The sequence below is a fragment of the Neptuniibacter marinus genome, assembly GCF_965223595.1.
Lineage (GTDB): Bacteria > Pseudomonadota > Gammaproteobacteria > Pseudomonadales > Balneatricaceae > Neptuniibacter > Neptuniibacter marinus.
In genome coordinates, this window is the sequence record NZ_OZ245004.1 from 874887 (window position 1) to 889254 (window position 14368).

At 43.6% G+C, this 14368-nt stretch carries 11 protein-coding genes; 6 read left to right on the forward strand and 5 right to left on the reverse strand.

All coding sequences use genetic code 11. The annotated features are described in order from the left end of the window. Positions 1 to 167: 167 nt before the first annotated feature. Positions 168 to 1238, reverse strand: coding sequence for a TRAP transporter substrate-binding protein (locus tag ACOQOE_RS04060; protein WP_067867813.1), 1071 nt, complete (start codon positions 1236 to 1238; stop codon positions 168 to 170). 356 nt (positions 1239 to 1594) lie between these two features. On the opposite strand from ACOQOE_RS04060, the gene pdhR reads away from it, so the two are divergent. The 4 genes from pdhR (at position 1595) to ACOQOE_RS04080 (ending at position 8140) form a co-directional block, all read left to right on the forward strand. Beyond that, entirely contained in the window at positions 1595 to 2362 is a 768-nt protein-coding gene (gene pdhR, locus ACOQOE_RS04065; RefSeq protein WP_067867816.1) for a pyruvate dehydrogenase complex transcriptional repressor PdhR, read from the forward strand. A 251-nt stretch (positions 2363 to 2613) separates the two neighbouring features. Further along, entirely contained in the window at positions 2614 to 5271 is a 2658-nt protein-coding gene (gene aceE, locus ACOQOE_RS04070; protein WP_231867982.1) for a pyruvate dehydrogenase (acetyl-transferring), homodimeric type, read from the forward strand. A 43-nt stretch (positions 5272 to 5314) separates the two neighbouring features. Then, on the forward strand, positions 5315 to 7267 hold the full coding sequence (aceF, locus tag ACOQOE_RS04075; protein WP_420554945.1) for a dihydrolipoyllysine-residue acetyltransferase: 1953 nt from the start codon (positions 5315 to 5317) through the stop codon (positions 7265 to 7267). 441 nt (positions 7268 to 7708) lie between these two features. Continuing rightward, entirely contained in the window at positions 7709 to 8140 is a 432-nt protein-coding gene (locus tag ACOQOE_RS04080; RefSeq protein ID WP_420554946.1) for an REP-associated tyrosine transposase, read from the forward strand. A gap of 215 nt (positions 8141 to 8355) precedes the next feature. On the opposite strand, the gene ACOQOE_RS04085 is transcribed toward ACOQOE_RS04080, so the two are convergent. Continuing rightward, positions 8356 to 8583: a hypothetical protein gene (locus ACOQOE_RS04085; RefSeq protein WP_156473726.1), complete on the reverse strand. Its 228-nt coding sequence runs from the start codon at positions 8581 to 8583 to the stop codon at positions 8356 to 8358. A 46-nt stretch (positions 8584 to 8629) separates the two neighbouring features. Here ACOQOE_RS04085 and ACOQOE_RS04090 point away from each other — a divergent pair, with 46 nt between their 5' ends. Further along, positions 8630 to 9970 (forward strand): UDP-glucose dehydrogenase family protein, encoded by a 1341-nt coding sequence (locus ACOQOE_RS04090; RefSeq protein ID WP_067869382.1) that lies wholly within the window; start codon positions 8630 to 8632, stop codon positions 9968 to 9970. Between the two features lie 108 nt (positions 9971 to 10078). On the opposite strand, the gene ACOQOE_RS04095 is transcribed toward ACOQOE_RS04090, so the two are convergent. From ACOQOE_RS04095 to ACOQOE_RS04105, 3 genes are all read right to left on the reverse strand, one after another. Next, positions 10079 to 10483: a 3-phosphoshikimate 1-carboxyvinyltransferase gene (locus ACOQOE_RS04095; RefSeq protein ID WP_067869384.1), complete on the reverse strand. Its 405-nt coding sequence runs from the start codon at positions 10481 to 10483 to the stop codon at positions 10079 to 10081. A 193-nt stretch (positions 10484 to 10676) separates the two neighbouring features. Beyond that, positions 10677 to 11996, reverse strand: a complete 1320-nt coding sequence (locus ACOQOE_RS04100; protein ID WP_420554947.1) for an O-antigen ligase family protein — start codon at positions 11994 to 11996, stop codon at positions 10677 to 10679. A gap of 136 nt (positions 11997 to 12132) precedes the next feature. Continuing rightward, positions 12133 to 12624, reverse strand: a complete 492-nt coding sequence (locus ACOQOE_RS04105; RefSeq protein ID WP_156473727.1) for a hypothetical protein — start codon at positions 12622 to 12624, stop codon at positions 12133 to 12135. 300 nt (positions 12625 to 12924) lie between these two features. On the opposite strand from ACOQOE_RS04105, the gene ACOQOE_RS04110 reads away from it, so the two are divergent. Then, a complete protein-coding gene (locus tag ACOQOE_RS04110) occupies positions 12925 to 14367 on the forward strand; it encodes an undecaprenyl-phosphate glucose phosphotransferase (RefSeq protein WP_067869393.1) in 1443 nt (480 codons plus the stop codon). The last annotated feature ends 1 nt before the right edge of the window (position 14368 follow it).

Genomic DNA, 14368 nt, shown 5'->3' on the forward strand with positions numbered 1-14368 from the left:
TATCGTGCACATACAACAGAATTGATTTATTTATAGTTATAAAAATATTCTATGGATAGATTAAAGCGCCACACTAGATAGGTTCTTTTCTCTCCAAAGAATAAACAGGGTAGCTTTCGCTACCCTGCTTTCTTCAGAAGCAAGGTTGCTTCCAATGTAATGCCATATTACTTAGTTGCACGAGGCAGGAATGCATTCGCTTCCCAAAGGTCATAACCTTTACGGAATGTACTCAGGTCATCCCAAACTTTTTTGAAGAATGGATCTTCAGCCGATTTTTCAGCAGCGACTTCATCCCATGTGGTTTTGAAGGTGCTTAGCATAGTTTCATTCCAGTAACGGATATGAACGCCATTTTCTTTCGCTTTTTCCATTACAGGGAACTGCATCGCTTCACCTTCAGCGATAGAGTTAGTGATTGAAGCTTTACACGTTGTATCCAGCAGCGCCTGTTGGCCTTTGCTCATGCCGTTCCAAGTGTCTTTGTTAATTAACAGCTCGAAAATAGTGGCTTGTTGGTGCCAGCCAGGGAAGTAGTTGTACTTAACAATTTTGTGGAAGCCTAAACGCTGATCAATAGCCGGTTGAGAGAACTCAGATGCATCGATTGCACCTTTCTCTAATGCGCCAAAGATCTCACCGCCAGGCAGCTGCACTGTACCTACCCCTAATTTCTCCATAACGGACGCGCCTAGGCCGAAGAAACGCATATTCAGACCTTTAAGGTCTTCTGGTTTCTCAATAGGTTTCGCAAACCAGCCTGATGTTTCAGGAGAGATAATTGCACATGGCATTACTTTTACGTTATAGCCTGCAGTGTCATACATCTCTTGGTACAAGGTCATGCCGTTACCGTAGTACAACCATGCCATATATTCGCCAGCTTCAGGACCGAAAGGAACTGCGGAGAAAAGTGCTGCGGCTGGAATTTTACCCTGCCAATAACCTGCTGTTGCGTAACCGGAGTTCACTTTACCTGAAGATACCGCATCTAGAATCTCTTTTGGGCTAACTAGTTTGCTTGGTTCGTAGATCTTCATTCTCATGTTGCCATCGCTTACAAGCTTTAGCTGATTAGCAACCCAAACAATAGGTGTTCCTAAAGCGGGTAGGTGAGAGCCGAAAGCGATAGGAGTTTTAAGAAGTAGTTTATCAGCGGCCTGTACAGGGGCTGATACGCTTGCCACAGCAGCTGTAAGCACGGCAGCGGAGATTAAAGATTTGGCGAACTTTTTCATGTTACATCCTCTAGAGATTTATTTTTTATAGTTAGAGTGTTGTTGCTGGCAGTGATGATTTCCGTAGATGGGAATGTATGCTGCACTGCACTAATCTCAATTGGTATTACCAATTTACCATAAGGGACTTCCTACTGTATTTTTTTTGAGCAGCAGCTGTCAATCTATTTTTTAGTTTTAGCGACTATAGTCTAGATTCATTAAACAATAATAATTCTGTGTATTGCTTGAAATCTGGCGTACGTTTGAACTACTTTTGAGTGGATTTAAAAATAAAAAACAACAGGGCTTGTTTTGCGCCATTGGAATAATTTAGTATTGATATTGGTCATACCAATATTATTTGAGTGGAAAATATGAGTTACAGTCGGGTTAAACAGCCTAAAATTTCTGATGTCATAATGGGGCAAATGGAGACTATGATTCTGGAAGGGATTCTGAAGCCTGGACAGAAATTACCTCCTGAAAGAGAGTTAGCAAAACAGTTTGAAGTATCACGTCCTTCTCTGCGGGAAGCGGTGCAAAAATTAGCAGCTAAGGGACTTTTGATCAGTCGTCAGGGGGGAGGGACCTATGTGTCTGAAGATTTAGGTGGATCTTTTTCCGATCCTCTACTAGAACTATTTAGGACCCATCCTGAAGCTCAGTATGATCTTTTAGAGTTTCGTCATGCATTGGAAGGGGTTGCTGCTTATTACGCTGCTCTGAGAAGCACGCCTGCAGATAAAGAGGCTATTTTGAAAGCCTACGCTGATTTGCAGCATTATCACGACAGCAAAGAGATTCAAAAAGAGGTGTACGCAGATGTTGATTTTCACTTGGTTATAGCGGCCTCGACACACAATATGGTTTTGCTGCATATGATGCGAGCGCTATTTAGTCTGCTTCGTGAGCATATTTGGGATAATTTAAAGAATATTTATCCGCACTCAGAATATCGAGAAAAGATACATGATCAGCATAAAGTTCTTATGGACGCTATTTTGGATGGTGATCCAGAGAAAGCACGCCAAGCGGCTCATCATCATTTAGCCTATGTTGAAGATGCATTACTTGAGGGTGAGCGTGAAAATACACGTTTAGAGAGAGCGTTGCGGCGAGCGAATATTAGCACAGGCTTATAGTTGTACTAAAATTACAAAGTCTTTTGGCTTAGGTTGTCTTTTTTACTACTTAAGCAGTAAGAGTTCTCGATAACTAGATTCTCTATTAATATTTATGTAGTATTACTACAAGATAATTACTATAAGGCTTGTCCTGTGGTCTTTTTGTGCTTTCAAAGGTAAGCGAGGCAGCAGGCAAAAAGCTATAACAACAAAAGGGATCACTTAGATCCCTTATGTACGTTGCGTTAACTTAGAGTGGAGAGGTCAAAGTGCAAGACATTATTGATGACGTTGATCCAATTGAAACACAAGAATGGTTGGATGCGCTTGAATCTGTTGCCAAGAATGATGGTGATGATCGCGCAAAATATATTTTAAGAAAGCTAGGTGAAAAAGCGAATGACATAGGTGTTGATTCCTCCTGTGTGTTGACAACGCCTTACCGCAATACAATTTCGGTGAAAGATGAGGCACGTATGCCTGGCGATCTATTTATGGAACGCCGCATCCGCTCATTTATCCGTTGGAACGCAATGGCAATGGTTATGCGTGCTAACGATAATGATGATGGCCTAGGTGGTCATATCTCCTCTTTCTCCTCCTCTGCAACACTTTACGATATCGGTTTTAACTATTTTTTCCGTGGAAATGAAGGTCAGGAATCTGACATGGTCTTTTTCCAAGGGCATATCTCTCCCGGTATCTACTCACGTGCTTACTTAGAAGGGCGTCTATCTGAAGAGCAGATGGATAACTACCGTCGTGAAGTTGATGGTCATGGTCTTTCTTCTTACCCTCATCCATGGTTAATGCCTGATTTTTGGCAGTTCCCAACGGTATCTATGGGTCTAGGTCCAATTCAAGCAATCTATCAAGCACATGTTATGCGCTACCTATCGGCACGTGATCTAATTGATCGCGGCGATCGCAAAGTATGGGCGTTCTTGGGTGATGGCGAGTGTGACGAGCCAGAATCTCTTGGTGCTATCTCTCTTGCGGGTCGTGAAGGGTTAGAAAATCTTATTTTTGTTGTGAACTGTAACTTGCAGCGCCTTGATGGGCCTGTACGTGGTAACGGTAAGATTGTTCAAGAGCTTGAAGGTATCTTCCACGGCGCAGGCTGGAATGTTATTAAGTGTCTTTGGGGTCGTCATTGGGACGCTCTTTTTGAGAAAGATACAAAAGGCTTACTGCAGAAACGCTTTGATGAAGTATGCGACGGTGAGTTGCAAAACTACAAAGCGAACGGCGGTGCTTACACTCGTGAGCACTTCTTTGGTAAATATCCAGAGCTTCTTGAATTAGTCGCAGATCTATCTGATGACGACATCATGAACCTGAACCGTGGTGGTCATGACCCTTATAAAGTATTTGCTGCTTATAATGAAGCGGTCAATCACAAAGGTCAGCCAACGGTTATTCTGGCGCAGACTGTAAAAGGTTACGGCACAGGTAAATCAGGCCAAGCGAAAAACGATACTCACTCCTTGAAGAAAGTGGCTATCGATGACCTAAAAGATTTCCGTGATCGTTTTAACATTCCGTTGACAGATGAGCAGTTGAAGGACGTTCCTTACTATCGTCCAGCCCCTGATTCACCTGAAATGAAATACATGTTCGAACGCCGTGAAAGCTTAGGTGGTTTCTACCCAGTACGTCGTACTGAATTTGAAAAACTAGAAACACCACCATTAACAGACTTTGAAGGTCAGTTAAAAGACAGCGGTAAACGTACAGCTTCCACCCAAATGGTACTTAACCGTGTAATGAGTACACTGGTTAAAGACAAAAAAATGGGTGAACGTGTTGTACCTATTGTGCCTGATGAAGCACGTACATTTGGTATGGAAGGCATGTTCCGTCAGTTGGGTATCTATACATCTGCTGGGCAACGTTATGTGCCACATGACTCTGATCAGATCATGTTTTATAAAGAATCTAAAACAGGTCAGATCTTAGAAGAAGGTATCAATGAGGCGGGTGCTATGTCTGCGTGGATGGCTGCGGCTACCTCTTACGCAAACAATAACTGCACAATGGTTCCATTCTATATCTACTACTCAATGTTTGGTTTCCAGCGTGTTATGGACTTGGCATGGGCAGCGGGCGATATGCAGGCACGTGGCTTCTTGATCGGTGCTACTTCAGGCCGTACAACGCTAAACGGTGAAGGTCTACAGCATCAGGATGGTCACAGCCACCTAATGGCACAGATGATTCCAAACTGTAAATCTTACGATCCTACATACGGCTATGAACTGGCTGTTATTGTTCAGGACGGTATGCGTCGGATGTACCAGGAGCAGGAAAACCGCTTCTACTACATCACAACTATGAACGAAAACTACCACCACCCGGCCATGCCGCACGGTGCCGAAGAAGGCATTATTAAAGGTATGTACCTTCTTAAAGAGGGTAAAGACGCAGACAAACGCGTTCAGCTAATGGGTTGTGGCACGATCTTACGTGAAGTTGAAGCGGCGGCCGATATTCTGCGTGATGATTACGGTATCGAATCGGATATTTGGAGCACGACCTCTATCAATGAGTTGCGCCGCGAAGCAATGTCCGTTGCGCGTTGGAATATGCTAAATCCAGAATCTGAGCCTCAAAAAGCTTATGTGACTGAATGTATTGAAAGCCGAGGTGAAGGTCCGGTTATCGCATCGACTGACTATATGCGTAGTTATGCAGATCAGCTACGTGAATACATTCCACGTAACTTTAAAGTACTAGGGACTGATGGTTTTGGTCGTTCAGATACGCGTACTAAACTGCGTGAATTCTTTGAAGTTAACCGCTATTACGTTGTTGTTGCAGCGCTAAAAGCACTTCAAGAAGAGGGCAAGGTTGAAGGCGCTGAAGTCGCTAAAGCCATGCAGAAGTTCAACATTAACCCGGCTAAACCGGCACCGTGGACTGTTTAAGTCTACGTTGAACTTCTAACGGCTTAGAACTGGAGGATTTATCGTGAGTATTATCACAATTACAGTTCCTGACTTATCAGGCTCAACTGATGTTGATGTAGTCGAAGTGCTAGTTAGCGCTGGTGACACTATTAGCGAAGGCGACAGCTTGATTGTTCTGGAAACAGACAAAGCGTCAATGGAAGTACCCTCTACCCATAGTGGTACCGTGGTTTCCGTAAAAATTAATGTTGATGATCAGGTTAATGAAGGTGATGTCCTTCTTGATCTGGATACAGGTGTATCTGCGGAAGCAGCGCCTGTTGAAGTTGCTGAAGCGCCAGCGCCTGTTGAGTCAGCTCCGGCACCTGTCAGTCAGCCTGTGGCTGCAACAGCGAGTGTGGTTGAAGGGATCTTAATCCCTGACCTGTCAGGTGCAACAGATGTAGATGTTGTCGAAGTCTTAGTTAAAGATGGAGACAGTGTTGAAGAAGGCGATAGCCTGCTCGTACTAGAAACCGATAAAGCATCGATGGAAGTACCCGCACCTAAAGCTGGTGTGGTTGTTTCTATGAAGATCAAAGAAGGCGATACGGTCAACGAAGGTGATGTGCTGGCGGATCTTAGTGTAGGCGGCCAGCCTCAGGCTGAGGCGCCTCAGGCAGAAACGTCTCAGGCCGCAGTTGCGCCTGCTCCGCAAGCAGCCCCTGCTCCTGTAGCAGGTGGCAAAGAGAATGTACTGGTTCCTGATCTATCCGGCGCTACTGATGTAGATGTTGTTGAAGTCCTTGTTAAGGATGGTGACACCGTCGCAGAAGGTGACAGCCTTATCGTATTAGAAACCGATAAAGCATCAATGGAAGTACCTGCACCTAAAGGCGGTGTTGTTATCTCCATGAAGATCAAAGATGGCGATACGGTTAATGAAGGCGATTTGCTACTTGAATTAGAAGTTGCAGGTTCTGCTGCTCCGGCACCCGCCGCTGCACCAGCACCAACGGCTTCTGCGCCAGCGGCCTCTGCTCCAGCAAAAGCGGCTCCGGCTCCAGCTCCAGCATCGACGACTAATCTAAATACCGCTGAACTAGAGAAGAAAAACAAATCTGTACATGCAGGTCCATCGGTGCGTGCAATCGCCCGTGAATTTGGTGTAGAGCTGTCTTTAGTTTCAGGTACAGGACGTCGCGGTCGTGTCTTAAAAGAAGATGTCCAAGCTTATGTTAAGAGCGCGCTGAAACAGTTAGCTGAAAAACCGAAAGGTGGTGCAGTTACAGGTGGTTCAGGTATTCCTGCAATCCCTGAAATTGATTTCAGTAAGTTTGGTGAAGTTGAAGTAGAGAAGCTTAGCAAAATAGCTAAGATCACTCGCGACAACATGAGCCGCTGCTGGTTGAATATCCCGCATGTTACACAGTTCGACAAAGCGGATATCACTGACCTAGAAGCGTTCCGTAAAGAGATGAAGGATGAAGCGGCTAAATCAGGTGTGCGTTTAACGCCACTGCCGTTCATGCTAAAAGCGATCGCTATGGCGCTTAAAGCCCATCCTAAGTTCAACGCATCACTACATGCTGACGGCGAACATATTGTTTATAAAAAATATGTAAACATCGGGATGGCAGTGGATACACCAAATGGTTTGATGGTTCCAGTGATTAAAGATGCAGATAAGAAGAGCATCTACGAACTATCAACTGAAGCGATTGAGCTAGCAGGTAAAGCTAAAGATCGTAAGCTAAAACCCGCAGAGATGCAGGGTGCATGCTTCACTATCTCAAGCTTAGGTGGCATTGGTGGTACAGGCTTTACACCAATTGTTAACGCGCCTGAAGTAGCGATATTGGGTGTTTCTAAAGCGGATATCGAACCCCGTTGGAACGGTAAAGAGTTTGAACCACGTAAGATGCTGCCATTGTGCTTATCTTACGATCACCGTGCAATCAACGGCGGCGATGCAGGTAAATTCCTTACTTACCTAAACAGCTTACTTAGCGACATTCGTCGACTGGTTTTATAATCAGCGACTAAATCAATTTACCAATCCCTTGGCTCAACGCCTCTTCGGAGGCGCTTTTTTTCAAGGGGGTAGATACCGAACGGCGATTCTGTGCAGGAAGTCGCCGTTTTTTTATGCTTATAAAGCATCAAATCCTTCGGCCAATATGCTTCCTTGTTGGAGCTCACCTTTATGCCCGGAACGGGTGCCAGAGCGAAGAGTTACGCTAGAAACTACAACCCTTCGGCCAGGGGCTGGCCTCCTACAGATGCACTTGTAGGCGCTCACCTTTATGCCCGGAACGGGTGCTAGCGCGAAGCATCGTGCCACAACCACATCTTGTAGGCGCTCACCAGAACGAAGAATTACGCTTCACCCTTAAAATATTCTATACTCCAAAAAATAAGGGTTTACCTTGTCTTCACAATTACAAACAACGCATAACGTCACAAGGATGTGGACATGCAAAAAGCCAATGCTCAATCATTGCGGGTCGGGCGCTATTCGCAACCAAATCAGATCTACCACCTCACATTAACTTGCGCTAATCGGCGTCCAGTTTTCTCTGACCCCTATCTCGCAAAGCACGCGGTACACTCCATTAAACGTTTAACACAAGAGGCAACCACCATCGCCTTCGTCATAATGCCAGACCATATTCATTGGCTAATGCAATTAAACGACCGGAAAAAGTTGTCTGACACCGTGCGCCTTTTAAAAGTTTTTATAACCCATAAGGCAGGTAAAATTTGGCAAAAAGGCTTTTATGATCATGCGCTGCGAAAGGAAGAAGATATAAAAAATATCGCTAGATATATCATTCTCAATCCCGTGAGGGCCGGTATCGTAAAGACCATAAGAGAATATCCATGGTGGGATTGCATCTACTTGTAGGCGCGCCGGGAATGGGTGCCAAAGCGAAGAATTACGCGCCATACCCAACCAAAACCACAAATCCCGTGTAGGAGCTCACCCTGTGAGCGAAGAATTACGCGGGGAACCAAATCAAATCCCAAACCCCTTCGGCCAGAGGCTGGCCTCCTACATGGCCTTTGGGCCAATGAATTACTCGACATACCCAGCCAAAACCACAAATCCCGTGTAGGAGCTCACCCTGTGAGCGAAGAACTACGCGCGAAACTCAATTCAAACCACAACTTGTTCGGCCAGACACCCGTTCCGGGCATAAAGGTTGGCCTCCTACCTGGGCCCCGAGCGAATGCATTACGCTTCCTGCCCCATAAAACACCAGACGCTTCAATCAGAGGTTTATCTCCATAGGAGCGCTTATCGCTGTCATATAAGCGCAATGATTTTGAAATAATTATTTCACTCATTCTAGGTATACATATGGGGTAATTGATGAAGATGGAAGAGTGATAGATGAAGGTTACGGTTTTTGGGGTAGGTTATGTTGGTTTGGTTCAGGCTGCGGTTTTGGCTGATTTTGGTCATGATGTGGTATGTGTCGATGTTGATCAACATAAAATAGATAATCTAAAAAATGGAATCATTCCAATTTACGAGCCGGGTTTAACAGCCATTGTCGAAAGGAATTATGCTGAAGGTCGTTTGTGCTTTACAACAGATGCGGTGGAAGGGATTAATCATGCTGAGATTCAATTTATTGCTGTAGGAACTCCGCCAGATGAAGATGGAGCCGCGGATCTCCAATATGTTTTATCGGTTGCCGAAACTATAGCAGCACATATGACTTCGAAAAAAATTATTGTTGATAAGTCCACTGTGCCTGTTGGAACGGCAGATAAGGTATCTGCTCAAGTAGCCGAGGTCTTGGCTGCACGTGGAGAGGTGATAGAGCATCATGTTGTATCAAATCCAGAATTTCTGAAAGAAGGAGCTGCGGTTAATGATTGCATGCGTCCTGATCGTATAATTATTGGTACTGCAAGTGAGCATGTAAAAACTGAGATGAGAGAGCTATACGCTCCCTGTAACCGTAACCATGACCGCATACTTTTTATGGATGTTCGTAGCGCAGAGTTAACCAAATATGCGGCTAATTGTATGCTAGCAACCAAAATTAGTTTCATGAACGAGATATCCCGCCTTGCTGAATACCTTGGTGCTGATATAGAAAATGTGCGTCGAGGAATTGGATCGGATGAGCGAATTGGCTATCACTTTATCTATGCTGGGTGTGGATATGGAGGTTCATGTTTCCCGAAAGATGTACAGGCGTTAGTGCATACTGCTGATAGTATTAATTACGATGCTCAGCTTCTAAAATCAGTCGAAGCGGTAAACTATCGTCAGAAAGAGGTCTTGTTTGATCGAATTGATCGTTATTTTGCGGGCGATTTGTCAGGTAAAACAATAGCGCTTTGGGGGTTGTCTTTTAAGCCTAAGACCGATGATATGCGGGAAGCTACCAGCCGCGTTCTTATGAAATCGCTGTGGGATAAAGGGGCAAAAGTTCGTGCGTATGATCCTGAAGCGATGGAGGAAGCTCAGCGAATTTATGGATGCAGAGAAGATCTAGAATTAGTGGGAACTAAAGAAAGTGCACTACAAGGCGCAGATGTTCTTGTTATTTGTACTGAATGGAAAGCTTTTTGGGCTCCAGATTTTGAGTTAATTAAAGAAACTTTGCGTCAGCCAGTTATTTTTGATGGACGAAACCTTTACGACCCGCAGCAAGTGGAACGTTATGGACTAGCCTATTACGGTATTGGTCGAGGGCGGAGTGTTCTTGCGAAGTAAGATTTTTTCGATTTTTGTGGAGATTAAACTTTTGTGCCTTATAGAACATCAGAGCGAAAAATAACGCCCTGGCCAGTACTTTCCTAACAGGTGCTGGTCTTCTGTATTTTACAAAAAGGTGTCTTTAAACCAACTCCATACGCCGAATGAAAAACCTGGAATAAGATCTATTCCTGCCGCGGACTTTACTAAATAAAGCACCAGTAAGCCTAATATGGTTGAAAAAATTAAGAATAAAAATATAAAAAAGGTTTTTATAATTAAAGAAACTCGCCTTTCACTACGGCTGAGCGAACGTTGGTTACGGCCCATTAAAAACACAAAATAATAGCGCCATGACCAAAGATTGACGGTGCCGCGTAGATCTATTGGATGTTTTCCCCATTTGCGCGCACCAAAAGCAACTTTCAGAGCAGCAATCTGTTCATCGGTGAAGCTATTTTGCATTTCGCTAGGGAGGCGTTGCATTAAGCCATTTTCAAACCAATCTTTCTTTTTTGGTTCTGTATCCATAATACATCGTCCTGAAAAGTCCAAATAAACCACAACCCCTTTCGGCCAAAGGTTGGCCTCCTACATGCACGTCCTGTGTAGGAGCTCACCTGTAGGAGCCCGGCCTTTATGCCCGGAACGGGTGCCCCGGGCGAATGAAATACGCACCAAACCCAATTCAAACCACAAACCCTTTCGGCCAAAGGTTGGCCTCCTACATTTTTCGTTTGTTCTTTTTAAATACGGATATCCATGTAAAAGCTAATATCACCATAAAGGTTAAAGCGTTGGCAGGCATCTGGAGATTGAAATCAACGGTAGCGTGAATCAGCATAGCAATAATCGACATAGATGAGCCAAAAGCAATACCTCTGAGCAGCTTGTCCCGTCGTTTATATTGCGCATAGAGCCCAGCACCTAAGCTAATTAATAGTACCAAACCTAAGGGAAGCGTACCTAATAAACCAAACTCGGAGCTAAACTCTAGGTAATCATTATGTGTATTTACATAAAATCCCCGTCCAACGTCTTCGGTTCTATGTTCGGGAAAAGCTGTATAGAATGTTCCAGCTCCTGTGCCTGTTAATAGTTGGGGTTGCATGAGATCAATCGTGGCTTTAGCGACTTCATCGCGTGACTCTTTTTCTATACTTGTATTTTGAAGTCTATCGGCAACTTCTTGTACACCAAAGAAAGTGCCTACAACAAAAATGTCTAAAATAAGTAAGCTACTTAGTAAAATTACCATGCTTCGAGTAGCTTTGCGGCGCAGAATTAAACCTAGTACTCCCATAATCATTAAACTAGCAAAAAATGATGTGTTCCCCATTCGGGAGTGAGTCATTACTAACCCAGAAACAATTATTAATAAAGCGACCCTTAAAATTATTTTTTTACTTAATAATGCGGTGAGCCAGCGACGGCTACGTTCTCGCCAGTTATATGATCCTTCATCTTTTAATGTAGATATCATCAAGCCGATGCCCAGAGATACGCACATGACTAAGTAACCGGCTTGGCTATTACGGTTAATAAAAGTACCCGTGGAAACCCCTTGATAACTCTCTTTAGGAATAAGAAACGAAAATTCAAAGCCAGTAAAGGTCATTAAACTGCCATAAACGGCTTGAAAGAGTGCTGATCCCACTAATATATAGCCGGTGAGCAAAATCCTAGAACGGCTTCGAACAAACTGTAAGGTCAAACAAAACATCGCCACTAGGCACCAACCCAAAACAGCATCATGCAAGCTGTCTGTGGGTGATATAGAGAGATTAAGAGCAGGAACTGCTTGCAAACTTATCCACATAACTCCCATAGAAAGGAGGCCAATAATAGGGAGTGATTTTTTTAACGGTGTCGATGGGATTGAGTAGCCCTTTAACTGCTGATAAAGGGTGGAAATAGACAATAACAGCACTAAGTCGCACAACAGGGATAGGGACCACAGTCGGTTACTGGCTAAAGGTAAAGGTGCCCAGATTAAAATACCTAAAAAGAAATAAAACAACGTGCGATCAGATGATCTATCCATAAATCAAAAGCCAACATATAAATTTCTGAGAATAAGAGGCGCGTTTACCCAATAGGTATTGCAGTAAAAAATGCTAAGTTTTTTGTAATTCTCAATAAAAAAGCGCCCAGAAGGCGCTTCTTTGTCGAATGAATACTTAGGTTGGGCTTGGGTTTCCGCCGCCGCCACTACCCGCATTATTTCCAAATGGGGGAGGTGATACAGTTGTACCTGTTTGGCCTGGAATAGCGTTCGGGCCTGTAGCTGTTGGTCCGCCAGCAGCTGTTGCAGCTGCAACATCTGTAGGATCTGCGCCCGCTAAAATGGCAGCCTGAGTAACAGCTTCAGGATTGGCACCGGCTTTAATAGCAGCTTCGACAACTGTTATAGCATCTAAGCCGCTTTCTATCCCAGCCGTGACAAAGCTATCTAATAGCTCTACATCGATCGCAGCGACATCAAACATCAGTGCTTCTATATCTATTACTGTGCAGTTGCCAGCGTCTGGAGTAATGCAGTGGCTCAGAGCGTTCGATAAGACATCTACTGTAGATAAATTTGAAGATAAATCCTCAGATATATTTGCATGCGCGTTGGTAAAAGCGAACATCCCAGCGCATGTTAATGCTAATAGTGTGCGGCGCATCATAACACTCCGTGTTTGTTTGACGAATATAGTCTGATTATATCACTGGGCTTTCATATAGACAAACTATGAATGCGATCTATTACACGCACTAAATATGCGTCTTTTTCCAGGGGGCCGAGCTTCAAATATATTTGAAAAACAGTTAATTAAAACGAATAATTCAAAAAAATATCATAATCTAAGACTAAAATATCATTTTATTTTGCATTGCAGCAAAATTGCGTTGCTGAATGGATAGGGAATACATAGAATAGTAAATTGCTGTGGGTGTGGGGAATGGTAGATGATAAGGAATTTTAGATGACCGTTAGTAATTTAGATACGGGTACACAGACCGCTATTCGTCGGCAAAAGCGGTTGTTAAAAAATCATGAGTCACTTACTTCGTTATTTCAGTTGGCTGCAGATGTATTTGTTGCAGCTACGCTTTTATTTCTGCTTACCTGGATTAAATTAGAAAGTTTCCCACCTGCATATCGAGTCTTAACGGTAATAGCCGCATTTAGTTTATGGTTTATTTATAGCTCTAGAGGCGTATACCGTCAGTCATCAAGTTGTCTGCGAGGCTGTATTCGGTTATCTGGAGCATGGGGCATATTAATGCTTCTATTATTATTAATTGGTTTTGTTACAAAAACCTCTGAGATTTTTTCTCGTGAGATTCTTTTAATATGGGCTGTGTCCGTTTTAATATTTCAAAATATCTCCTTCTGCATCGTTAGCTATTTATCAAAAAAGTATAAAGAAAGCTTTGGGCATCACCTCCCTGTAATTATTGTTGGTACAGGTTCGGTTGCCCAGCATCTAGTAAGTAGCCTTAATAAAAATCGCTGGTTGCCTGATAAAGTTATAGGGTGCGTTAGAAGCTTAGACAATGATGACACCGTGTCAGTTGCTAATGTGGATGTACTCGGTGGCTTGGAAAGTATAAGAGAGCTGATCAAAAAACATGATATTCGTCGGATTTATATAGCCCTGCCGATGAGAGCTTCGGAGCAAATCGAAGGCGTAAATATCGATCTACTCGATGAGAATGTCGATGTTATTTGGGCTCCCGATATTTTTGCACTTAATCTTTTAAATCATTCTGTTAGAGAAGTAGCCGGTGTGCCGTTGATCTCTCTGAATGAAAGTCCTCTAACATCGTCAAAAGCATCAATGGTTCTGAAAGATGTCATGGACCGTACAATTGCAGCTGTTGCGCTGTGCATGCTGGCTCCACTAATGCTATGGGTTGCTTACAAAGTTAAGCGTTCTTCCCCAGGGCCTGTGTTTTTCAAACAGGATCGTCATGGTTGGGATGGGAAAGTCATAAAGGTTTGGAAGTTTCGTAGTATGAAACTGCATGATGAGGCTCATGGCGAAGTTCAGCAAGCCACCAAAGAAGACCCCCGTATCACCGATATTGGCCGTCTAATTCGTCGTACTTCTATAGATGAGCTTCCACAGCTTATAAATGTATTACAGGGCAGTATGTCGCTTGTCGGGCCAAGGCCACATGCCGTAGCTCATAATAATTACTACTCAGACAAAATTAACGCTTACCTTGCACGGCATCGAATTAAGCCTGGTATGACTGGGCTCGCTCAGATTAATGGGTACCGAGGTGAGACAGAAACTATCGATAAAATGGAAAAACGTGTTGAGTATGATTTGTCGTACATTAATAACTGGTCACTATTTTTAGATGTAAAAATATTGATTAAAACTCCTATCTCTCTATTTTCTAAAGAAATTTATTAAA